At 62.4% G+C, this 20695-nt stretch carries 19 protein-coding genes; 12 read left to right on the top strand and 7 right to left on the bottom strand.

The window, feature by feature from the left end:
* Positions 1 to 3: 3 nt before the first annotated feature.
* Positions 4 to 645 (top strand): DUF6348 family protein, encoded by a 642-nt coding sequence (locus tag AC0GUR_RS14140; protein ID WP_472878135.1) that lies wholly within the window; start codon positions 4 to 6, stop codon positions 643 to 645.
* Between the two features lie 622 nt (positions 646 to 1267).
* On the opposite strand, the gene AC0GUR_RS14145 is transcribed toward AC0GUR_RS14140, so the two are convergent.
* Both AC0GUR_RS14145 and AC0GUR_RS14150 read right to left on the bottom strand, forming a co-directional pair.
* Entirely contained in the window at positions 1268 to 2974 is a 1707-nt protein-coding gene (locus AC0GUR_RS14145; protein WP_472878136.1) for a SulP family inorganic anion transporter, read from the bottom strand.
* 56 nt (positions 2975 to 3030) lie between these two features.
* On the bottom strand, positions 3031 to 3414 hold the full coding sequence (locus AC0GUR_RS14150) for a VOC family protein (RefSeq protein WP_472878137.1): 384 nt from the start codon (positions 3412 to 3414) through the stop codon (positions 3031 to 3033).
* Positions 3415 to 3514: 100 nt separating this feature from the next.
* Here AC0GUR_RS14150 and AC0GUR_RS14155 point away from each other — a divergent pair, with 100 nt between their 5' ends.
* Positions 3515 to 3997: a globin domain-containing protein gene (locus tag AC0GUR_RS14155; RefSeq protein ID WP_472878138.1), complete on the top strand. Its 483-nt coding sequence runs from the start codon at positions 3515 to 3517 to the stop codon at positions 3995 to 3997.
* A 258-nt stretch (positions 3998 to 4255) separates the two neighbouring features.
* On the opposite strand, the gene AC0GUR_RS14160 is transcribed toward AC0GUR_RS14155, so the two are convergent.
* The 3 genes from AC0GUR_RS14160 to pdhA all read right to left on the bottom strand — a co-directional run bounded on the left by AC0GUR_RS14160 (position 4256) and on the right by pdhA (position 7898).
* The gene (locus tag AC0GUR_RS14160; RefSeq protein ID WP_472878139.1) at positions 4256 to 5641 is read right to left on the bottom strand and encodes a dihydrolipoamide acetyltransferase family protein; all 1386 of its coding nucleotides are present in this window, start codon (positions 5639 to 5641) and stop codon (positions 4256 to 4258) included.
* Between the two features lie 187 nt (positions 5642 to 5828).
* Complete coding sequence (locus AC0GUR_RS14165) at positions 5829 to 6809, bottom strand: alpha-ketoacid dehydrogenase subunit beta (RefSeq protein WP_187058206.1); 981 nt, start codon at positions 6807 to 6809, stop codon at positions 5829 to 5831.
* A 3-nt stretch (positions 6810 to 6812) separates the two neighbouring features.
* The gene (gene pdhA, locus AC0GUR_RS14170) at positions 6813 to 7898 is read right to left on the bottom strand and encodes a pyruvate dehydrogenase (acetyl-transferring) E1 component subunit alpha (protein ID WP_472878140.1); all 1086 of its coding nucleotides are present in this window, start codon (positions 7896 to 7898) and stop codon (positions 6813 to 6815) included.
* Positions 7899 to 8112: 214 nt separating this feature from the next.
* Between pdhA and AC0GUR_RS14175 the strand changes: the two genes are divergently transcribed.
* Together AC0GUR_RS14175 and AC0GUR_RS14180 are read left to right on the top strand one after the other, a co-directional pair.
* A complete protein-coding gene (locus AC0GUR_RS14175) occupies positions 8113 to 8961 on the top strand; it encodes a tryptophan 2,3-dioxygenase (RefSeq protein WP_472878141.1) in 849 nt (282 codons plus the stop codon).
* A gap of 115 nt (positions 8962 to 9076) precedes the next feature.
* Complete coding sequence (locus tag AC0GUR_RS14180) at positions 9077 to 10570, top strand: peptide MFS transporter (RefSeq protein WP_472878142.1); 1494 nt, start codon at positions 9077 to 9079, stop codon at positions 10568 to 10570.
* Positions 10571 to 10705: 135 nt separating this feature from the next.
* Here AC0GUR_RS14180 and AC0GUR_RS14185 read toward each other — a convergent pair whose 3' ends face one another.
* Positions 10706 to 11194 carry a MarR family winged helix-turn-helix transcriptional regulator gene (locus AC0GUR_RS14185; protein WP_472878143.1) on the bottom strand — a complete coding sequence of 163 codons (489 nt, stop codon included), beginning with the start codon at positions 11192 to 11194 and terminating at the stop codon, positions 10706 to 10708.
* A gap of 81 nt (positions 11195 to 11275) precedes the next feature.
* Between AC0GUR_RS14185 and hppD the strand changes: the two genes are divergently transcribed.
* Positions 11276 to 12373 carry a 4-hydroxyphenylpyruvate dioxygenase gene (hppD, locus tag AC0GUR_RS14190; RefSeq protein ID WP_472878144.1) on the top strand — a complete coding sequence of 366 codons (1098 nt, stop codon included), beginning with the start codon at positions 11276 to 11278 and terminating at the stop codon, positions 12371 to 12373.
* A 50-nt stretch (positions 12374 to 12423) separates the two neighbouring features.
* Here hppD and AC0GUR_RS14195 read toward each other — a convergent pair whose 3' ends face one another.
* Positions 12424 to 12819, bottom strand: a complete 396-nt coding sequence (locus AC0GUR_RS14195; protein ID WP_472878145.1) for a DUF5362 domain-containing protein — start codon at positions 12817 to 12819, stop codon at positions 12424 to 12426.
* Between the two features lie 143 nt (positions 12820 to 12962).
* Here AC0GUR_RS14195 and hmgA point away from each other — a divergent pair, with 143 nt between their 5' ends.
* From hmgA to AC0GUR_RS14230, 7 genes are all read left to right on the top strand, one after another.
* Positions 12963 to 14261 carry a homogentisate 1,2-dioxygenase gene (gene hmgA, locus AC0GUR_RS14200; RefSeq protein ID WP_472878146.1) on the top strand — a complete coding sequence of 433 codons (1299 nt, stop codon included), beginning with the start codon at positions 12963 to 12965 and terminating at the stop codon, positions 14259 to 14261.
* Positions 14262 to 14318: 57 nt separating this feature from the next.
* Positions 14319 to 15305 (top strand): fumarylacetoacetate hydrolase family protein, encoded by a 987-nt coding sequence (locus AC0GUR_RS14205; protein ID WP_472878147.1) that lies wholly within the window; start codon positions 14319 to 14321, stop codon positions 15303 to 15305.
* A 126-nt stretch (positions 15306 to 15431) separates the two neighbouring features.
* Positions 15432 to 16832 carry an oxygen-independent coproporphyrinogen III oxidase gene (hemN, locus tag AC0GUR_RS14210; RefSeq protein ID WP_472878148.1) on the top strand — a complete coding sequence of 467 codons (1401 nt, stop codon included), beginning with the start codon at positions 15432 to 15434 and terminating at the stop codon, positions 16830 to 16832.
* A gap of 22 nt (positions 16833 to 16854) precedes the next feature.
* Positions 16855 to 17622 carry a helix-turn-helix domain-containing protein gene (locus AC0GUR_RS14215; RefSeq protein WP_472878149.1) on the top strand — a complete coding sequence of 256 codons (768 nt, stop codon included), beginning with the start codon at positions 16855 to 16857 and terminating at the stop codon, positions 17620 to 17622.
* Between the two features lie 114 nt (positions 17623 to 17736).
* Entirely contained in the window at positions 17737 to 19251 is a 1515-nt protein-coding gene (nirK, locus tag AC0GUR_RS14220; RefSeq protein WP_472878150.1) for a copper-containing nitrite reductase, read from the top strand.
* 10 nt (positions 19252 to 19261) lie between these two features.
* The gene (locus AC0GUR_RS14225) at positions 19262 to 20023 is read left to right on the top strand and encodes a formylglycine-generating enzyme family protein (protein ID WP_472878151.1); all 762 of its coding nucleotides are present in this window, start codon (positions 19262 to 19264) and stop codon (positions 20021 to 20023) included.
* Between the two features lie 10 nt (positions 20024 to 20033).
* Positions 20034 to 20600, top strand: a complete 567-nt coding sequence (locus AC0GUR_RS14230) for an SCO family protein (RefSeq protein WP_472878152.1) — start codon at positions 20034 to 20036, stop codon at positions 20598 to 20600.
* Positions 20601 to 20695 lie beyond the last annotated feature (95 nt).

Raw genomic sequence — 20695 nt, forward strand, 5'->3', positions numbered from 1 at the left:
TCGATGCAAGACACAGAACTCCAGAAATATCTGCTTCGCTTGTTCGAGCGCCACGACGTGGAGCTGGAACCCGACGAGGAATGGCTGATGACGGATGGCGATTTCCCTGCCGTTCGCGCCATCTGGCACGACGGCGCCGCGAGCGAGCCCGGGCGTCTGGATGTGGATGTGGTGCTCAGCGAAGAGCGCCATATCGAGGAAAGTTTTGCAGGCAAGGGCAGCGGCGAAGCCGCGTGTCGTGATGCGCTGGATGCTTTCGAGCGCAGTGTGTTCCATGTGCTGCTGGCGGCTTGCTGGTATGTCACCGACGAACGCCAGATGCAGTTGCATGCCTGGGATATGGGCGTGCGCACCTGGGATGTGTTTGTCGGGCCGCTGCAGTCGACCAGCGAGCATGTGCAAGCGCCGGAGGATCTGGTGCCTGCGTTGCGTACCGCGTTGCAGAGCGAAGCGCTGAGCCCCGAGTTGCATTGGGTGCGCCTGTTCTATCGTCGTGGTGATGATGGCCAGGTCAGCGCCGAGGCCCTGCTGGACAATGCGCCGTGGCCTGCCGGCGATCGCCTGCTCGCCTCGCTGACATGGCCTGCCGATGGGGCTGGCTACAGCGTGCGTGGCTTTGTTGCGCTGGATATCCGCGATTACTGAAGACGCCGGCGGTTTCCGCTCTCTGTAGGAGCGCACTTGTGCGCGACAAGCCTACGGAGCGGAAACGTCACGGCGCCGCGGTCGCGCACAAGTGCGCTCCTACAAGAGGTTTTCGGTGGTTGTGGTGGTGTCGCCGTGCTGTCGGAGTTGGTTACGCGGAATGTTCGCGATGACTGAAGGCGCGGGCGTTTCCTTCTCTTTGTAGGAGCGCACCCTGTGCGCGACAAGCCTACGGAGCGGAAACGTCGTGGCGCCACGGTCGCGCACAAGGTGCGCTCCTACAAGGGGTTTTCGGTGGTTGTGGTGGTGTCGCCATGCCGTCGGAGTTGGTTACGCGAATGTTCGCGAACGGGCGTTTCCTTGTCTTTGTAGGAGCGCACCCTGTGCGCGACAAGCCTACGGAGCGGAAACGTCGTGGCGCCGCGGTCGCGCACAAGGTGCGCTCCTACAAGGGGTTTTCGGTGGTTGTGGTGGTGTCGCCATGCCGTCGGAGTTGGTTGCGCGCAATGTTCGCGATGACTGAAGGCGTCGGTGTTTCCTTCTCTTTGTAGGAGCGCACTTGTGCGCGACAAGCCTGCGGAGCGGAAACGTCGTGGCGCCGCGGTCGCGCACAAGTGCGCTCCTACAGGGTGCTTTCGGCCGTCGCGGTGAAGTCGCCGTGTTGTTGGCGATAGGCGAGCAGCGCCGCCTGCCGTGAAGGGTAGTAGAGGATGCCGGTGCGCTCAGGCGGCAGGCCGGCGTCGGTCATGCGCTTCACCAACTGCACGGTACGCCCCGCGATCACCAGCTGGATACCTTGCTTTCCCAGGGTGCGTCGCAAATCGTCGATGGCGAGGAAGCCGGTGATGTCGTTCTTCGTCATCGAGATGGCGTCGATGACCATCCAGTGTGGGTGCTGCTCCTTCGCCAGGTGCGCGACGCGGCGCCGGAAATAGTCGGCGTTGAAAAACGTCAACGGCGACTCGAAGCGATAGATCAGAAAGCCGGGGATGGCGTGCGCCTCGGGGTAGTGCGCCAGTTCGTAGAAGCCTGCCTGGCCATCGATCTGCCCAAACTGTTGCTCCGTCGGTCGCGCCACGTGCGATAGAAAATAGAGCAGCGCCATCGCCACGGCCAGCAGAATGCCGGACATCACGCCGAACAGCACCACGCCGACCACGGTGATCCAAGCAATAACGTGCTCGCTACGGCTGAAGTGCCGGAGTTCGCGCAGTCCACCGAGATCAATCAGGCTGAGTGCAGCGGCGACCAGGATGGTGCTCAGCGCAGCGATGGGCAGCATCGCCAGCACCTGGGTGAACAACGTCATCACCAACAGGATGGCGAGCGCGGCGATGATCGAAACCAGCCGGCTCTTGCCGCCCGAGCTGTCATTCATGGCCGTGCGAGAGCTGGAGCCGCTCACCGCGAAACCCTGGCACGCGGCGCTGGCGAGGTGGGAGATGCCCAGCGCAAGGAACTCCTGATCGCCGTTCACGTGATAGCCGTTCTTTGCGGCGAAACTGCGGCTGGTGAACATGCCGCTGCTGAAGGTAATCAGTGCGAGTGCTCCCGCTGCAGGAGCCAGCGTGCCAAGCAACTGGTGGGGCAGGTCCGGCATCACCCAGTGTGGCAGCCCGGTCGGCAGCGCGCCGACAACGGCGACGCCGCGATCGGTCAAGCGCAGAGCCCAGGTGATGACGGCGGCACCGGCCAATGCGATCAGCGCTGCCGGGCCACGTCGCCAAGATGCCTTCAGTGCAAAGTACAACACGAGGGTGCCAGCGGACAGCAGTGCGGTGGGTACATGCACGTCAGTCAGATGTGTGAATACCGAATGCACCTGGCTGATCGTATCGCTGCCTTCGGCCGTCATACCAAGCACCCTGCCTAGCTGACTGGCCAGAATGACGACAGCGACGCCGTTGAGCAGGCCGACCAGGATGGGGCGCGAAAGAAAATCCGCGAGAAAGCCCAGGCGGAACCGTGCAGCGATCAGGCACAGCACGCCGGTGAGGATGGTGAGTGCCATCGCATAGGCCTGGTACGCGTCTGTGCCTGGCGTGGCCAACGGCATCAGGGTGGCACCGAGCATGGCGCAGGTGGATGCGTCGGGGCCGACAATCAGCTGCCGGGACGATCCGAACAGCGCATACACGATCATCGGCAATACGGTGCTGTACAAGCCGATGATCGGGCTGAAGCCGGCCAGTTGCGCATAGGCGATGTTGATAGGCAGCGCGACGGCAGCAACGGACAGGCCGGCCTGCAGATCGGCGCGCAGCCACTCGCGCCGGTAATGCAGCAGCTGATGCAACCCTGGCATGAAGCGCTGCAGCCGTGAGCGCATGGTGTCAGCCAGTGGTGACGAAAGCGAGAGTGATGGCGTGCATGATGGTGACGCGGTTACTCCCAGCGATTCAGGTGAGGGCCGAAATGTTCGCGTTGCGGACGCACCACGCAGAAGCGATGACCGCTCGGCGCCTGCATGACCCACCAGCGCTCGCGCACGCAGGCCACTCGCGTGGCACCCAGTTTCTCCAGCCGCTCCACTTCGGCTTCGAGGTTGTCCGTTTCAATATCCAGGTGCACGCGGCTTTCGTGTTCCACTTTTTGCAGCAGGATGATCGGCTCATCGTGTTCGGTAGCGAGTTCGGCATACTTGCCGTCGCCATCCTGGTCCACCGTGACGATGGACTTGCCCAGGGCATGGCTCCAGAACGTGGCCGATTCGGCGAGGTTATTCGTCTTGCAGTCGATGACGATGGTGCACAGGCGGCTGTGATGCATGGCGGGTTCTCCACGACGTCTGTGCTGATCGTATAGCGCTAGTAAGTGGATGCGCTGTCAACGCGGGGAAAATGCGCCTTTTCTGATGCATTGCGACGATATGCCTGAACTGGCAAACGGCGAGCGCGTGTTACGGTGCCGCGCTGTGGGTGATGGCACGGCCATGTTCGAGGTAGGTATGAGTGACACGTTCGACGATTTGCAGACAAGCTATGGCCGCTGTCTGCAGCATGGGCATTTCATTGCCCGTTTCTACGAAATTTTCATGGACAGCCATCCGGATATCCGGGCGATGTTCACGCACACGGACTTCAGCAAGCAGAACCTTGCCTTGCGTCGCGGCATCAGCGCCGCGATAGCGCACGCCGGGGGCAGCACGCTGACGAAGCGCACGATTGAGCAGATGGCAGGCGCGCATAGCCGTGGTGGTCGCTGTCCAGTGCAGCCGGAGCTGTATCCGTATTGGACCAAGAGCTTGCTGGAAGCGATTCGCGAGCACGATCCGGAATACAGCCCCGTGTTGGAGCAACGCTGGCGCAAGGCGCTGGATCACACGGTGGAGCATTTTGCGCGGCATTACTGACTGGGCCGATACGCGCATAAAAAAGCCCCGGCCAGGCCGGGGCTTTTTTTCGGGCTCCACCACAAAGAACCGTCATTCCCGCGAAAGCGGGAATCCAGTGCCTTCGCTCTTCGACGCCCTAAAAGTCACTGGATTCCCGCTTTCGCGGGAATGACGATTCTTGGCCCCTGAGACGTACGGTGAATGGTGTCACTCCACTTAGTTCGAGCATAAAAAAAGCCCCGGCATGACCGGGGCTTTTTCGTGGAGCAGGCTGCCTTAGTTCGGCGACGACAAATCGTCCAGCAGCGCCTTGAGGAAGCGCGCGGCTTCACCGCCGGTGGCGGCGCGATGGTCGAAGGTGAGCGAGATCGGCATGCGGCGATGCACTTCGATGCCACCCATCACGGCCACCACGTCGTGGCTCAGCTTGCCCGCGCCGATGATGGCAACGCACGGCGGCACGACAACCGGCGTGGCGTAACGACCAGCGAACATGCCGAAGTTTGACAGGCTGATGGTGTAGCCCGAGAGCTCCGACGCCGGGATGGAGCGATCTTCCACCGACGTACGCAGGCGCTTGATGGCGGCGCGGATGCCGGCGCCATCGAGCACGTCAGCATTGCGCAGGGCCGGCACGAACAGGCCTTCCTCGGTGTCCACGGCAATGCCGATGTCCACGTGCTGGTGCAGCGTGCGGGTGAGGTTCTTGCCGTCGAACCACGCATTGAGTGCCGGCACCGTCTTGCATGCGGCAACGATGGCGCGGATCAGGCGGGCGGTGATGTCCTGCTTGCCAATCCAGGCGTGCAGGTCGGCATCGTCCACCAGGGTGGTCGGCACCACGTTGGCGTGGGCTTCGGCCATCACGCGCGCCATGTTGCGGCGTACACCCTTCAGCTGTTCCGGCTGGCCGGTCACGGCCACGCTCGGCGGGGCCGTGCGCACCGGCTTGCCGGCAAGCGACACCGGCGTGCGGCTCGGGGCAGGGCCCTGCTCCGGCAGTTCCGGCGCCAGGTGACGGCCGGCCGAGGCGGGCACGCTGCGGGCCGGGGCGGCGCCCAGTGCGGCGGTGCCGTTGGCGGCGGCGTTCTTCACGTCCTGCAGGGTGACCACGCCGTCGGCGCCGGTCGGGCGCACGCGGGTCAGGTCGACCTTGAGCTTCTTGGCGAGCGCACGTACCGCCGGCACGGCCTTCACGCCGCCGACGTTGCTGGCCTGTTCCACGTGCACAGCGTTGCCGCTGATCATGGCGCCGACCACGGTGCCTTCGTCTTCACGATCGGCCTTGTCGTTGCTTTCGATCTCGCCGCCTTCATCGGAGGCGACGACCTTGTGATCGGGGGCCGGGCTACCGGCGCCCTTCTTCGGGCCGTGGTGATGGCCGGTGGATTCGGCTTCGGCACGCTGCTTGGCGTTCGGGTCAGGCTCGAACTCGGCCAGCGCGGCGCCGGTTTCAATGATGTCGCCGGCAGCGCCGTGCAGCTTGGTGACCTTGCCGGTGTACGGCGACGGCACGTCGACGACGGCCTTGGCGGTTTCCATCGACACCAGCGGGGCGTCGAGCTTGATGGTGTCGCCTTCCTTCACGTGCCATTCGACGATGGTTGCGTCGGGGAGGCCTTCGCCGAGGTCGGGGAGGTAGAACGTCTTGATGTCAGCCATGTTCGGAATTCCGTGGTCAGGCGGAGAATTTCATTTTGCGTCATCCCGGCGCACCCCACAAAAGGGGGCAAGGGCCGGGATCCAGGGCGATGTCGCTCGGTCGTCGCGGAAGGTTTTGCGTGCTTCGCACCACGTATTTCACTGGATTCCGGCCTTCGCCGGAATGACGCTTCGTTGAAGTGTTCGGTTACGACGCTGCCATCGTGCGCTTGGCGGCTTCCACCACGCGCTCGGTGCTCGGCAGGTACTTCATTTCAAGACGGAACAGCGGAATGTGCGTGTCGAAGCCGGTAACGCGCTCGACCGGCGCCAGCAGGTCGTACAGGCATTCCTCGGCGATGCGCGCGGCGATTTCCGCGCCGAAGCCGGCGGTCTTCGGGGCTTCATGCACGATCACGCAACGGCCGGTCTTCTGCACCGACTCGGCAATGGTGTCAAAGTCGAGCGGGGTCAGCGTGGCGACGTCGATGACTTCGGCGCTGATGCCTTCGGCGGCCAGTTCATCGGCGGCTTCCAGCGCTTCCTTCACCTGGGCGCCCCAGGTCACGATGGTGACGTCGGTGCCGTCGCGCAGCACGAAGCACACGTCCAGCGGCAGGGCCTCGCCGTCATCGGGCACTTCTTCCTTGTACTGGCGGTAGATGCGCTTGGGCTCGAAGAACATCACCGGATCCGGATCGCGGATGGCGGCGAGCAGCAGGCCGTAGGCACGTGCCGGCGACGACGGCATCACCACGCGCAGGCCCGGGATGTTGGTGAACAGGTGTTCGTTCGCCTCGGAGTGGTGCTCCGGCGCACGGATGCCGCCGCCCCACGGTGCACGCCACACGGCCGGCACGGTGATGCGGCCGCGGGTGCGGTTGCGCAGACGGGCGGCGTGGCAGGCGATCTGCTCCATCATCGGGTAGATGAAGCCTTCGAATTGCGCTTCGGCCACCGGCTTCATGCCCTGGGCGGCCATGCCGACCGTGACGCCGGCAATGGTGGTTTCGTCCAGCGGCGTGTCGAGCACGCGCAGTTCGCCGAACTTTTCCTGCAGGCCCTGGGTGGCGCGGAACACGCCGCCGTTGACGCCAACGTCTTCGCCCAGCACCACGACGCTTTCGTCGTGGGCCATTTCATACGCGAGAGCCTGGGTGACGGCTTCGATAAGAGTGATCTGTGCCATGACTTAGTGCGCCTTCTTGTCGAGCTGGATGGCGAGATCGCGCTGCTTGGCGAGATCGGCGGGGACTTCGGCGAAGGTGTAGTCGAACATCGCCGTGACCGGCTGGGTCTTGGTCTCGAGGTAAGCGTTGACCTCGTTGTCCATCCAATCGTCGCACTCGGTCTTCCAGGCTTCTTCCTTGGCGTCGTCCCACACGCCCTTGGCGACGAGCCATGCGCGCAGACGCTTCATCGGCTCCTTCGCCCAGGCGTCCTTCACTTCCTGCTCACCGCGGTAGCGGCGGGCGTCGTCGGCGGTGGTGTGGTCGGAGAGGCGATAGGTCACGGCCTCGATCACCGAACCACCCTGGCCGTTGCGTGCACGTTCCAGCGCGTCTTCCATCGCCTTGCGCACGGCGATGATGTCGTTACCGTCGACCTGGATGCAGAACAGGCCGGCAGCGATGCCCTTCTGGGCAAGCGTCGGCGCGCCGGACTGGATCTTGCGCGGCACCGAAATGGCCCATTGGTTGTTCACGATCACTGCCACCATCGGCAGGTTCTGCGCACCGGCGATGTTGATGGCGCCGTAGAAGTCGCCCTTGGACGAACCACCGTCACCGATGGTGCACACGGCGACGCGCTTTTCGTTGCGGATCTTGAACGCCAGTGCGGAACCGGCGGCGTGCAGGCACTGCGTGGCAATCGGCACCGACCACGCGAAGTCGTGGCGCGCCGGTTCCTTCTGGTAGTCGTTGCCGCGCTCGTCGCCGCCCCAGTACATGTACACCTCGCGCGGCTGCACGCCGCGGTAGAGCTGTGCACCGTATTCGCGGTAGCTCGGGGCGAACACGTCTTCCGGTTTCATGGCGCTGCCGATGCCGACGTGGGCGGCCTCATGGCCAAGACAGCTGGCGTAGGTGCCGAGCTTGCCGGTGCGCTGCAGGGCCACCGACTTCGCGTCGAACACGCGGGTCGACATCATCAGCTTGTACAGCTCAACCATGTGGTTAAGGTCTTTGGCGAATTCAGGCAGGTCATCACGAACCTGCTTACCTTCAGCGTCGAGATACTGCAGGTATTCGATTTCAAACTTGGCGGCGATGGACACGACTCGCTCCCGGAGTGAGTAATGGTGGGGATATGGAGTGCCGGGGCGTCGGCGGCCCATCCAGTGGGGCCAGCGGTGGACGTAAAGCCCTGAGCAAGACAGAAATTGTTACAGGTGGCCATGTTGCGCCGCAAGGCACGGTGCAGCATGCGGCCTCGTACGGAGGGTGCCGCGACAACGGTTACCATGGGCTTTTCCCGCGATCAGGAAGGTCATGACCGAGAATCAGCGCGATCTCGAGGCCGGCATCGAACTCGACCTTAACGGGCGGCTTACGTATGGCGGCTACCTGCGGCTGGATACGCTGCTTTCTTCGCAGCAGCCGCTCAGCAACCCGCCGCATCACGACGAGATGCTGTTCATCGTGCAGCACCAGGTGGCCGAGCTGTGGATGAAGCTGATCATCCACGAGCTGAAGTCCGCCCTGGCGCATCTGCGCCGCGATGACCTGGACCCCTGCCTGAAGATCCTGGCGCGCGTGAAGCAGGTGCAGCGCCAGCTGTTTGAGCAGTGGGCGGTGCTGGAAACGCTGACGCCTTCCGAGTACCTGGAATTCCGCGGCGTGCTGGGTTCCTCCTCGGGCTTCCAGTCGCTGCAATACCGGCAGATTGAATTCCTGATGGGCAACAAGAACGCCCAGATGCTGCAGGTGTTTGCCTATGACCCCGTGGCGCAAGCCGCGTTGGCCGACGTGTTGAACGCGCCGAGCCTGTATGACGAATTCCTGTGCTACCTGGCGCGCCGCGGCCACGACGTGGCGACGGAACTGACCCAGCGCGACTGGTCGCAACCGTATCAACGGCATGCGTCGCTGTTGCCTGTGTTCAAACGCATTTACGAAAACCGCGCGACGTATTGGCCGGAATACCACATGTGCGAACAGCTGGTGGACATGGAGGGTAGTTTCCAGCTCTGGCGTTTCCGCCATATGAAAACGGTGGAGCGGATCATCGGGCATCGGCGCGGCACCGGCGGTTCCTCCGGGGTGGCCTTCTTGAAGAAGGCGCTGGACCTGGAGTTTTTCCCCGAACTGCTGGATGTCCGCACTGAGCTGGGTACCTGACGAAACAGGTATGCTGCGGCGCATTTGACGCCGCCTCAGTCAGCGGTTACATGTTTCGATCCGCAAGAAGTTTCGACTGGCACGTGAGTGCCGTACCTGCAGCCAAGGGGAACGCATGAGCGATACCACCACCACCGCACCGAAGGTGCCCGAATTCCCCACCACCATGGGCCATCCACGACCGCTGTGGATGCTGTTCATGACCGAGTTCTGGGAGCGCTTCGCGTTCTACGGCATTCGCTGGGCGCTGGTGCTGTACATCGTTTCGCAGTTCTTCGGCGGTGACGCGACGGGCGAGGCCCCGGCGGGTCGCACCTATGGCGCCTACCTGGCGCTGGTGTACGCGGCGGCCATCTTCGGCGGCTATATCGCGGACCGTGTACTGGGTTACCAGCGCTCCATCCTGGTCGGCGCCGTGGTGATGTCGGCGGGCCTGTTCGCCATCGCCATTCCCGAGAAGCACATCTTCGAGCTGGGCCTGGCCACCATCATTGTGGGCAACGGCCTGTTCAAGCCGAATATTTCCGCCATGGTGGGCAAGCTCTACGGCATCGGTGATGAGCGCCGGGATAGCGGATTCACCATCTTCTATATGGGCATCAACCTCGGCGCGATGATTTCGCCGGTGCTGACCGAGTGGCTGGCCAAGGCGGTGTTTGGCAGCAACTCCATGCCCAGCTACAAGTACGTGTTCATCGCCTCGGGCGTGGGCATGCTGATCAGCCTGTTCTGGTTCTGGGTGGGCCGTCGTGGTCTCAACGACATCGGCCGTCCGCCGCTGGGTGGCGAGAACCGCATGCGCGTGGTTTACGTGTTGCTCGGTACGCTGGTGGGTATTCCGCTGGTCTATTTCCTGCTGGCGGCTGGTGCGGGCTTCCTGCAGTGGGTGCTGACGATTCTGTTCCTGGGGCTGGCGGCACTGCTGCTGGCGGAGGGCATCCGCGAGGGCAAGGTGCAGCGTGACCGCGTGATCGCCATGCTGATCATCTTCGCGTTCAACGTGCTGTTCTGGATGTTCTTCGAGCAGGCGGGCAGCTCGTTCACCTTCCTGGCCGACAAGATCGTCAATCGCCAGATGGGCAGCTTCGAGTTCCCCACGGCGTGGTTCCAGTCGGTCAACTCCATTGCCATCATCGCGCTGGCGCCGGTGATTGCCTGGATCTGGGTGGCCATGAAGAACCGTAACCCGTCCATTCCCCGTAAGTTCGGCCTGGGCCTGATTTTCAACGGCCTGGCCTTCCTGCTGCTGATGTTCGCGCTGTCCAGCCTGGTGAGCGAGCAGGGCAAGATCCCGTTCTGGACGCTCTTCATGGTCTACGTGATCCAGTCGGTGGGCGAGCTGTGCCTGTCGCCGATCGGCCTGTCGATGGTGACCAAGCTGGCGCCGCTGCGTCTGGTCGGCTTCGGCATGGGCGGCTGGTTCCTTTCCACCGGCATCGGCAACAACCTGTCGGGCATCTTCGCTGGCCACGTCAGCGGCGAAAACGGCATGACGGTGACGTCTGCGTTGAACGGCTATACCTTCGGTTTCTGGTCATTGCTGGGCGCGGGCGCGCTGCTTTTCATCATCGCGCCGCTGATCAATCGCTTGATGCATGGCGTGAAGTAAGAGAGCCAGGCACCCTGCCTACGGAATGGCATTCCCGCGAAGGCGGGAATCCAGTGTCTTTAAGCTTTTGGCACGTTGAAAGTCACTGGATTCCCGCCTTCGCGGGAATGACGAGCAAAAGCCGGCGGCCGGCACTTACTTCGGCTCGATCGCCTGAAGCTTGTCCAGGATGCGCATCAGCCAGGTGCGCTCCTCTTCGTCCAGCTTGGACAGAAGATTGCGTTCGTGGTCGCGGGCCATTGGCGCCACCACCTCATGGATGGCCCAGCCGGCCTCGCTTAAGCCCAGCACCGAGCGGCGCTTGTCGCCATCGTGGGTGGCGCGGGTGACCCAGCCTGATTCCACCAGTTTGGCCAAGGCGCGACTCACAGCCACCTTATCCATGAGCGTGCGTTCGGCTACCTCGCGGGCCGACAGGCCGTCAAAACGGGCCAGCACGGCCATCACACGCCACTCCGTCATGCTCAGGTCAAATCGACGCTGATAATCGTCGGCAATGGCCTGGCTAACGGCATTGGAAAGGATCGAAAGCCGGTAGGGCAGAAAGTGCTCCAGCTCCAGCGGTGCATGGTCGGGGTGGCGTTCTTCTGGCACTGGTGCGACGCTCCTTGCAAATGGTTTCATATGTAACTATAACGTCAGGATTATCAGGATGGTCGCACGCTTTGCGTAGGCCATAGAGCATCGATCCGTCAGGAGATTCCCATGAGCGCGCAGCCCAATCTTGGCATGCAGGTCACTACCTTCGAAAACCCGATGGGCATCAACGGCTTCGAATTCGTTGAGTTTGCCGCACCAGAGGGCCGTAGCCATGAGCTGCACACGCTGTTCAAGACCATGGGCTTCAGCGCGGTGCTCAAGCACAAGTCGCGTCCCATCACCGTTTATCGCCAGGGCGGCGTGAACCTGCTGGTAAACGAGGATCCGGACTCCTTTGCTGCTGAATTCGCCAAGGCTCACGGTCCGTGTGCAGCGGGTTTCGCCATTCGTTTCCAGAAGCCTTCCAACGACGTGCGCGTCACGGTGATGTCCAATGGCGGCGAAGCGGTGGACGAGAAGGCTGAGCGCACCAAGGCGGTGAACGCTCCGGTGGTGAAGGGTATCGGCGACTGCATGCTGTATCTGGTCGACCGTTACGGCGACAAAGGCAGCATCTACGACGGCGACTACGAGGCGATCCCGGGTGCCGAGCAGAACCCGAAGGGTTTCGGCCTCACCTTTATCGATCACCTCACGCACAACCTCTACTTCGGCAACATGCAGAAGTGGTCGGACTACTACGAGCGTCTGTTCAACTTCCGCGAGATCCGCTATTTCGACATCAAGGGTGCCAAGACCGGCCTGGTGTCCAAGGCCATGACCGCACCGGATGGCATCGTGCGCATTCCGCTCAACGAGTCGAGCGATCCGAAGTCGCAGATCAACGAATACCTCGACGCCTATCACGGCGAAGGCATTCAGCACATCGCCATGTTCACCGACAACATCTACGACACGGTGGAAGCGATGCGCGAGCAGGGCGTGGAGTTCCTCGATACGCCGGATACGTATTTCGACGTGATCGACATGCGCATTCCGAACCACGGCGAAGATGTGCCGCGCCTGGCCAAGAACAAGATCCTGATCGACGCCGACCTGGAGACCAAGCAGCGCAAACTGCTGCAGATCTTCACGCAGAACAACATTGGACCGATCTTCTTCGAGATCATCCAGCGCAAGGGCAACGAGGGGTTCGGTGAAGGCAACTTCCAGGCGCTGTTCGAGTCGATCGAGCGCGACCAGATGAAGCGCGGCTTCCTGTAAGAAGCTTCGTGCACCGTGGCCGCCGCAAGGCGGCCACGGTGTAAAGGTGATCAGTGCGGAAAGGTGCCGTTCTTCATCATGGCCGCGAACATGGCGCCGTAGAAAATCATGGCCAGTACCCACAGGGCAATGGCGACGATCATCATGACGCCCTGGATCACGAAGTAAGTGCGCAGCTTCGACAAGCCTTCTTTCATCGCGGTGATGTCGTCGCTCAGCTGGGCGCGCTCAAGGGCGCCAGCAGACTGCATCAGCAACACGCCGATCCAGATGGGCAGCCATGCGAAAATGATGCCGACGATGGTAATTGCATAAAGGGCTCCGCCGATGATGAACATCACGCCCAAGAATTTCATCCAACCCTTGCCGGAGGCAATGGGCTGGACGAGGTCCTTGATCGAGGTTGTGCCGGCGGCTTGGCCAAGTGAGGAGTACGAGTCGGACATGCGGTTTCCTTCGGTATCGTTGCAGTAAGAGAACAACGCCTCATTCCATGAGCGAGGCGGGCCAACAGTCTTGAGACAAGAGTAATCGGGTCGTGCGGCGTCGACTATGACACCGCCATCTTCAGGCAGATCGCGGAGCTTCCATGTCAGCCAGCAAGCAGCAGTACCAGTCTGGTTTCGCCAACGAATTCGCCACCGAGGCCATGCCGGGTGTATTGCCCGAAGGGCAGAACTCGCCCCAGCGCGTGGCCCATGGGCTGTATGCGGAGCAGCTTTCAGGCACGGCCTTTACGGCGCCGCGCCATAGCAATCGCCGCAGCTGGCTCTACCGCATTCGTCCTGCTGCGATGCATCACCCGTTCGAGGCCATGCCGGAAGGCCGCTTCCACAATCGATTCAACGAAGTGCCGGCCAACCCAAACCAGTTGCGTTGGGATCCGCTGCCGCTGCCCACCGAGCCCACCGACTTTGTCGACGGCTTGATCACCATGGCAGGTAATGGCGGCGCCAATGAGCAGTCGGGCGTGGCCATCCACATGTACGCCGCGAACCGCTCGATGCAGGGCCGCTACTTCTACAACGCAGACGGCGAGCTGCTGATCGTGCCGCAACAGGGGCGCCTGAAGCTGGCGACCGAGTTGGGCGTGATCGAGCTGGAGCCGCTGGAAATCGCCGTGATTCCGCGCGGCGTGCGCTTCCGTGTCGAGCTGCTGGACGATGCGGCGCGCGGCTATATCGCCGAAAACTTTGGCGCCATGCTGCGCTTGCCGGACCTGGGACCCATTGGTAGCAATGGTTTGGCCAACCCGCGCGATTTCCTCACGCCGGTAGCAGCCTATGAAGATGTGGAAGGCAAGTTCGAGCTGATCACCAAGTTCCAGGGGGGCTTGTGGCGCGCCGCCATCGATCATTCGCCGCTGGACGTGGTGGGCTGGCACGGCAATTACGCGCCGTACAAATACGACCTGCGCCGCTTCAACACCATTGGCTCGATAAGCTACGACCACCCGGACCCGAGCATCTTCCTGGTGCTGCATTCGCCGAGCGATACGGCCGGCGTGAGCAACCTGGATTTCGTGATTTTCCCGCCGCGTTGGCTGGTGGCGCAGAACACCTTCCGTCCGCCGTGGTTCCACCGCAATATCGCCAGCGAGTTCATGGGCCTGATCACCGGCGCCTATGACGCCAAGGCCGAAGGCTTCGTGCCGGGCGGCGCTTCGCTGCACAATTGCATGAGCGGGCACGGACCGGATGCCGCCACGTTCGAGAAAGCCTCCGCCGCTGACCTGTCCAGGCCGGACGTGATCACGGGGACCATGGCTTTCATGTTCGAAACGCGGCGCGTGATCCACCCGACCCGGCAGGCGCTGGAAGCGCCGCAACTGCAGGGCAATTACTACGAGTGCTGGCAGGGCATCCGCAAGCATTTCACCGGCAAGTAAGCCTCGAACCAATCAAGATTAAAGGTTGGCGCCACGGCGCCGCCGACGGAGCAAAGCATGAAACTGGGTTCACTGAAGGAAGGTGGTCGCGACGGCACGCTCATCGTAGTCAGCCGCGACCTGACCAAGGCCGTCAAGGCGACTGGCATTGCCGCCACTATGCAGGCCGCGCTGGACGATTGGTCGAACGTGGCGCCGCGCCTCAATGCGCTGTCCGATGACCTGAACGCCGGCAAGGCCAGCGGTGCCTTCGCGCTGGATATGACCACGCTCGCCTCGCCACTGCCCCGTGCCTACGAGTTCGTCGACGGTTCCGCCTACCTGCCTCACGTCGAGCGCGTGCGTCGCGCCCGTGGCGCCGAGGTGCCGGAATCCTTCTACGTCGACCCGCTGATGTATCAGGCGGTCAGTGCCGGTTTCCTTGGCCCCCGCGATCCGGTGGTGGTGCCGAGCGAGGACTACGGGATCGATCTGGAAGCCGAAGTCGTCGTGGTCACCGACGATGTGCCGATGGCGCCGACGCCGGCTCAGGCCGCAGGCCACATCCAGCTGGTTGGTCTGGTCAACGACGTGTCGCTGCGCGGCCTGATTCCGGCCGAGCTGGCCAAGGGTTTCGGCTTCCTGCAGTCCAAGCCGCGTTCCGCGCTGTCGCCGGTGCTGGTGACCCCGGACGAACTGGGCGACGCTTGGCAGGACGAAAAGCTGCACCTACCCATGCGCACCTGGCTCAACGGCAAGTGGTTTGGCGAGGCCGAGTGCGGCGTCGATATGCAGTTCAACTTTGCCCAGCTGGTGGCGCATGCGGCCAAGACCCGTCCGCTGACGGCTGGCACCATCGTGGGCTCCGGCACCATCGCCAACGAAGACACCAGCAAGGGTGCCTCGTGCCTGGCGGAGCAGCGCACGGTGGAAACGCTGCGCGACGGAAAGCCGACCACGCCGTTCCTGACGTTCGGCGACAGCCTGCGCATCGACGTCACCGACGCCTCGGGAGCCTCGATTTTCGGCGCCATCGAGCAGGTCATCGAGCCGCTGAAGCGCTGAATCCAACGGCGGACGGGCTTGCGGCGTACTGCCACACGCAAATGCGCCGTAGGACTACACAAAATGTCGCAGGCCCCTGACTGATGTCAGGGCTTGCCGTGGGCTGCCGCCGGGATACTGCCGCGCATGCGCACGACAACGACCATCCCCGAATTCGACCCCGAACTCATCGCGCGTTATGACGTTGCGGGCCCGCGCTATACCAGCTACCCCACGGCGCCGCAGTTCCACACCGGCTTCAACGAAGCGACGCTGCGTGCCGTGGCCAAAGCCTCGAATGAAGAGCCCGTGCCGCGGCCGCTGTCGCTCTACGTGCACGTGCCGTTCTGCTTCAGCCCCTGCTTCTACTGCGGATGCACGCGCGTCATCTCCCGCGAGGTTTCCAAGGCAGATCAGTACCTGGTGCGGCTCAAGCGCGAGGTAGCCCTGGTCGGTTCCATGTTCGACCATGACCGCCCGCTGCAGCAGCTGCATTTCGGCGGTGGCACCCCGAATTTCCTCGATATGCCGCGCATGACCGGGCTCATCGAGTCCCTCAAGCAGCATTTCAGTTACCGCGACCAGGGCGAGCGCGAATACGGCATCGAGATCGATCCGCGCTTTGCCGATGGCGACTACGTGCGCGGCCTGGCGGCACTCGGCTTCAATCGCATTTCGGTCGGCATCCAGGATTTCGATCCGGCGGTGCAGGTGGCGGTAAACCGCATCCAAAGCGTGGAGCAGACCCGCGACGTGCTGGTGGCAGCCCGTGACTCAGGCTACGGCTCGGCGAGCGTGGACCTTATCTATGGCCTGCCCAAGCAAACCATGGATGGGTTCTCGCGTACCCTCGATGAGGTGATTGCGCTGGCGCCGGATCGTGTGGCGGTCTACGGCTACGCGCACCTGCCCAACCTGTTCAAGGCGCAGCGACAGATCAACGCCGACGAACTGCCAGATGCCGCAACGCGACTGGCGCTGTTTGGCTTGGCCTTCCGAATGCTGTGCGACGCCGGCTACATCTACGTCGGCATGGATCATTTCGCCCGCGCCGACGATGAACTGGTACTGGCGCAACGCGCCGGCACGCTGCAACGCAATTTCCAGGGCTATTCCACCCATGGTGACTGCGACATCATCGGGCTCGGTGTCAGCGCCATCAGTCGCATTGGCGACAGCTACAGCCAGAGCGCACGCGACCTCATCGGTTACGAGGCCGCGCTGGATAACGGCCGCTTGCCGGTGGCGCGCGGCATCGAGCTGGACGAGGACGATGTGATCCGTCGCGCCCTGATTGGTGAGCTGATGTGTCATGGTGAACTCGACATGATTCGCTTTGGCGAGCGCCATCGCCTGATCTTTGCCGATGCATTCGCGGAAGAGCTCGAACGCCTGCAGGGCCTGGCCGCCGACGGTCTGGTCGTGATGGACGCGACGAAGATTTACGTCACGGCTCGCGGCCGGCTACTGCTTCGCAACATCGCCATGTGCTTTGACGCCTATCTCAACAACCCCGCAGAGTCGCCTCGCTACTCGCGCACGATCTGACCCCAGCGATCCAGGCAGTGCCATGAAAATGCTTTCCGGTAAATTGAACGAGTGCCGGCTGAGTCTGCACAACCCCATTGCCGATGACGGCGATGAATTTCACTTCTGCAGCACCTGCGCGTTCTCGGACGCCTGCCTGTCCGTCGGCTATGGCAAGCCCGATCTCTCGGAGCTCCATTGCCTGGTCGAGCATGTCGGACCGTTCCGCACGGGCTCGCACGTGTTTCGCGCGGGCGATCCGTTCCGGGCCATTTACGCCGTGCGCGCCGGTACCGTGAAGACCTGTGTGGTCGACAAGGACGGCAAAGAGCAGGTGTTGGGTTTCTACCTGCCCGGCGAAGTCATCGGCCTCAACGCCATTTACCCCGACCAATTTCCTTGCGATGCGATTGCCCTGGAAGCGACACAGTTCTGCCGGTTCTCTTTTCCGGCGATGAGCGCGCTGGCCACGCGCATGCCTGGCTTGCAGCAACATCTGTTTCGTCTGTTGAGCAAGGAGCTCGGCACCGCCACCCATCTGGCGGCCGACCACACCGCGGACGAACGCATGGCCGCGTTTCTGTTGGACCTCGGTGATCGCTACGAAATGCGCGGCTTCTCCGGCACGCAATTCCGACTCAGCATGGCCCGCGGCGACATTGCCAACTACCTGCGCCTTGCAGCTGAAACGGTGAGCCGTGTGTTTGGGCGATTCCGCAATCAGGGCTTGATCGAGATCGAAGGTCGCGCTGTCACGCTGTGTGATCGCGAGCGTCTGCGCAGCGTTGCGCAGGGCGAATGCGTAGGCTGAAAAACCTTGTGGCAGGTTGACGCATTTTGATAAATGCGTGACCTGCTCTGACTTCAGTCAAGAAGCGAAACGCGGCCTTGCCTAGTCTGACCTCGGGATCACAGGGAGACGCCCATGTCACGTTTAATTTCAACCGTCCTGATGGCAGCCAGCATGTTGCCCGGGGCTGTTCTGGCCGCCAAGGCCAACCCCGCACCGGTAGTGGCTACCGCGGCAGCCGCCATGGCACCGATTCAGGCGCCCGTCGACTTCGGGCCGCCGCAGGGCGCGCCCATTCATGCCGTACTCGGCATTCCGCCGAACGTGCCAGCGCCGATTCATCGCAATTACCCAGCCAAGGTCATTGTGGATCTTGAAGTGATCGAAAAGGAGATGTCGATCTCCGAAGGTGTCACGTACACCTACTGGACCTTCGGTGGCACGGTGCCTGGCAGCTTCATCCGTGTGCGTCAGGGTGACACGGTGGAGTTTCACCTGAAGAACGCACCCGACAACAAGATGCCCCACAACATCGACCTGCACGGCGTGACCGGTCCGGGTGGCGGCGCAGCCTCCAGCTTCACCGCACCGGGCCACGAGTCGCAGTTCAGCTTCAAGGCGCTCAACGCCGGTCTGTACGTTTACCACTGCGCCACCGCGCCGGTGGGTATGCATGTCGCCAACGGCATGTACGGCCTGATTCTGGTCGAGCCACCGGAAGGTTTGCCGAAGGTCGATCACGAGTACTACGTGATGCAGGGTGACTTCTACACCACGGGCAAGTACCGCGAGAAGGGTCACCAACCGTTCGACATGGACGCGGCCATCGCTGAGCGTCCTACCTACGTGGTGTTCAATGGTCACGAAGGTTCGCTCACTGGCGATCACGCGCTGACGGCCAAGGTCGGCGAGACGGTGCGCTTGTTCGTAGGCAACGGCGGCCCGAACCTGGTGTCGAGCTTCCACGTCATCGGCGAGATCTTCGACAAGGTCTACTACGAAGGCGGCACTCACGCGCAGGAGAACGTGCAGACCACGTTGATCCCCGCTGGCGGCGCGATGATGGCGGACTTCCGCGTCGACGTGCCAGGCAGCTACGTGCTGGTCGATCACTCGATCTTCCGCGCGTTCAACAAGGGCGCGCTGGGCATCCTCAAGGTGGACGGTCCGGAGAACAAGGCGATCTACTCGGGCAAGGAAGTGGACTCCGTCTACCTGGGCGACCGCGCCAACGCGAACATGCATGCCGTCACGGAAGCAGCCAAGGCGAACGCAGCAGGCACGCTGAGCAAGGAAGATCAGATCAAGGCCGGCCAGCAGCTGTTCACTGGTACGTGCTCGGTCTGCCATCAGGCCAATGGTGAAGGCATGGCTGGCGTATTCCCGCCACTGGCCAAGTCCGACTACCTGGCCAAGCAGGCCAAGGAGCATTTGATCGGCATTCCCCTGCATGGTTTGACCGGCAATGTCACTGTCAACGGCAAGGACTACAACTCGGTGATGCCGCCGATGTCGCAGCTGACGGACGACGAAGTCGCGAACATCCTCACCTACGTGCTCAACAGCTGGGGCAATCCGGGCGGCCAGGTGAGCAAGGAAGAAGTCAGCAAGGTGCGCGCACAGCCCGCCGCGCCGGCCACCGGTCACTAAGGTGGTCACCATGAGCAAGCTGTCGATACTGTTGCTCGGCATGTTGCTCGCGGCTCCGGCAGTGGCGGCGGATTACGCCCCACTGCCGGGTAGTACCTTCAAGAGTGTGCTGCCTGCCGATGGCAAGGCAGCACCTGCTCAGATCGCCGCGTTTCAGATGCGTACCGAACCGGTGACTAATGCCGAATTCCTGGCATTCGTGAATGCACATCCCCAGTGGCGTCGCGACCAGGTGGCATCCATCTTTGCGGATCGCCGCTACCTCACACAGTGGGCTGCTCCGGCCACCTTGGGCGAGGACGCCTTGCCCGATCAACCCGTCACACGGGTCAGCTGGTTTGCTGCGCAGGCCTTCTGCGAGAGCGAACAAGCACGCTTACCTACTTGGTATGAATGGGAATACGCAGCGGCAGCCGATGCTCATCGCACCGACGCCCGCGGCGATCCCAAATGGCGCGAAAGCGTGCTTGCCTGGTATGGCCGTCCGGCCAATACACCGCTGCCAAGCGTTGGCGGTGCGCCCAACGCTTATAACGTGCGGGACCTCAATGGTCTGGTCTGGGAATGGGGGAGCGACTTCAATGCACTGTTGGTTGGCGTGGACAGCCGCGATCAGGATGGCGCCGACAAAATGAAGTTCTGCGGCGCTGGAGCGCTGAATATGCAGCAGAAGGAAAACTACGCGACGTTGATGCGTGTGGCCATGTTGTCATCGCTGAACGCTTCGGATACCGCGACCACGATGGGATTCCGTTGCGTGCGGTCGCCATGAGGACGAATTGATGAAACACCTGATGATGGTGCTGTCCCTTCTCTTGTTTGTGGGTCAGGTATTCGCAGCGACGCCTCTGCCTGGCGATTCGGTGTATCAACTCCATGCCAAGCTCACCGACCAGAACGGCCAGACATCGCCATGGTCGTCCAGGCAAGGCAGGGTTCAACTGGTGTCCATGTTCTACACATCCTGCGGCATGGTCTGTCCGATGATCGTGGACACTATGAAGTTGACGGATAAGGCTATCGATGAACCGGCTCGCAGCCGTCTTGATCTCTTGTTGATCAGCTTCGATCCAGAGCGCGACAGCGTCTCCGCCTTGAGTGAGTACGCTGACCGGCGAAAGCTGGCTTCACCTCGTTGGACTCTGGCGCGTACGGAGCCAGGCGACGCGCGTCAGGTGGCGGCGCTACTCGGCCTGCAATACCGGAAGCTTCCGGATGGCGATTTCAACCATTCCAGCGAGTTGATTTTGTTGGATGCCGAAGGGCGCATTCTCGCGCGCACAGCCATCATCGGCAGAGTCGATCCGGAATTTGTGCAGGCGGTGAACAAGGCGCTAGGCAAGCGTTGAATCTTTCTGGCCGCCAAAGGGGCCGTGCGCCGATCAGTGTCGATCCGCAATAGATCATCAGCAAGTAAGGGAAAGAATTCCTTCTGTATTTCCAG

Source organism: Dyella sp. PARNA 12/25 (assembly GCF_055702865.1).

Bases quoted from the DNA above. Each gene is read 5' to 3' on its own strand.
- AC0GUR_RS14175 (WP_472878141.1), top strand. From the start codon at position 8,113: ATGACCGAGAATCAGCGCGATCTCGAGGCCGGCATCGAACTCGACCTT.
- AC0GUR_RS14215 (WP_472878149.1), top strand. From the start codon at position 16,855: ATGAAAATGCTTTCCGGTAAATTGAACGAGTGCCGGCTGAGTCTGCAC.
- AC0GUR_RS14205 (WP_472878147.1), top strand. From the start codon at position 14,319: ATGAAACTGGGTTCACTGAAGGAAGGTGGTCGCGACGGCACGCTCATC.
- AC0GUR_RS14140 (WP_472878135.1), top strand. From the start codon at position 4: ATGCAAGACACAGAACTCCAGAAATATCTGCTTCGCTTGTTCGAGCGC.
- AC0GUR_RS14150 (WP_472878137.1), bottom strand. From the start codon at position 3,414: ATGCATCACAGCCGCCTGTGCACCATCGTCATCGACTGCAAGACGAAT.
- hppD (WP_472878144.1), top strand. From the start codon at position 11,276: ATGAGCGCGCAGCCCAATCTTGGCATGCAGGTCACTACCTTCGAAAAC.
- AC0GUR_RS14185 (WP_472878143.1), bottom strand. From the start codon at position 11,194: ATGAAACCATTTGCAAGGAGCGTCGCACCAGTGCCAGAAGAACGCCAC.
- AC0GUR_RS14180 (WP_472878142.1), top strand. From the start codon at position 9,077: ATGAGCGATACCACCACCACCGCACCGAAGGTGCCCGAATTCCCCACC.
- nirK (WP_472878150.1), top strand. From the start codon at position 17,737: ATGTCACGTTTAATTTCAACCGTCCTGATGGCAGCCAGCATGTTGCCC.
- AC0GUR_RS14160 (WP_472878139.1), bottom strand. From the start codon at position 5,641: ATGGCTGACATCAAGACGTTCTACCTCCCCGACCTCGGCGAAGGCCTC.
- AC0GUR_RS14225 (WP_472878151.1), top strand. From the start codon at position 19,262: ATGAGCAAGCTGTCGATACTGTTGCTCGGCATGTTGCTCGCGGCTCCG.
- AC0GUR_RS14230 (WP_472878152.1), top strand. From the start codon at position 20,034: ATGAAACACCTGATGATGGTGCTGTCCCTTCTCTTGTTTGTGGGTCAG.
- hmgA (WP_472878146.1), top strand. From the start codon at position 12,963: ATGTCAGCCAGCAAGCAGCAGTACCAGTCTGGTTTCGCCAACGAATTC.
- AC0GUR_RS14195 (WP_472878145.1), bottom strand. From the start codon at position 12,819: ATGTCCGACTCGTACTCCTCACTTGGCCAAGCCGCCGGCACAACCTCG.
- AC0GUR_RS14165 (WP_187058206.1), bottom strand. From the start codon at position 6,809: ATGGCACAGATCACTCTTATCGAAGCCGTCACCCAGGCTCTCGCGTAT.
- AC0GUR_RS14155 (WP_472878138.1), top strand. From the start codon at position 3,515: ATGCCTGAACTGGCAAACGGCGAGCGCGTGTTACGGTGCCGCGCTGTG.
- AC0GUR_RS14145 (WP_472878136.1), bottom strand. From the start codon at position 2,974: ATGCGCTCACGGCTGCAGCGCTTCATGCCAGGGTTGCATCAGCTGCTG.
- hemN (WP_472878148.1), top strand. From the start codon at position 15,432: ATGCGCACGACAACGACCATCCCCGAATTCGACCCCGAACTCATCGCG.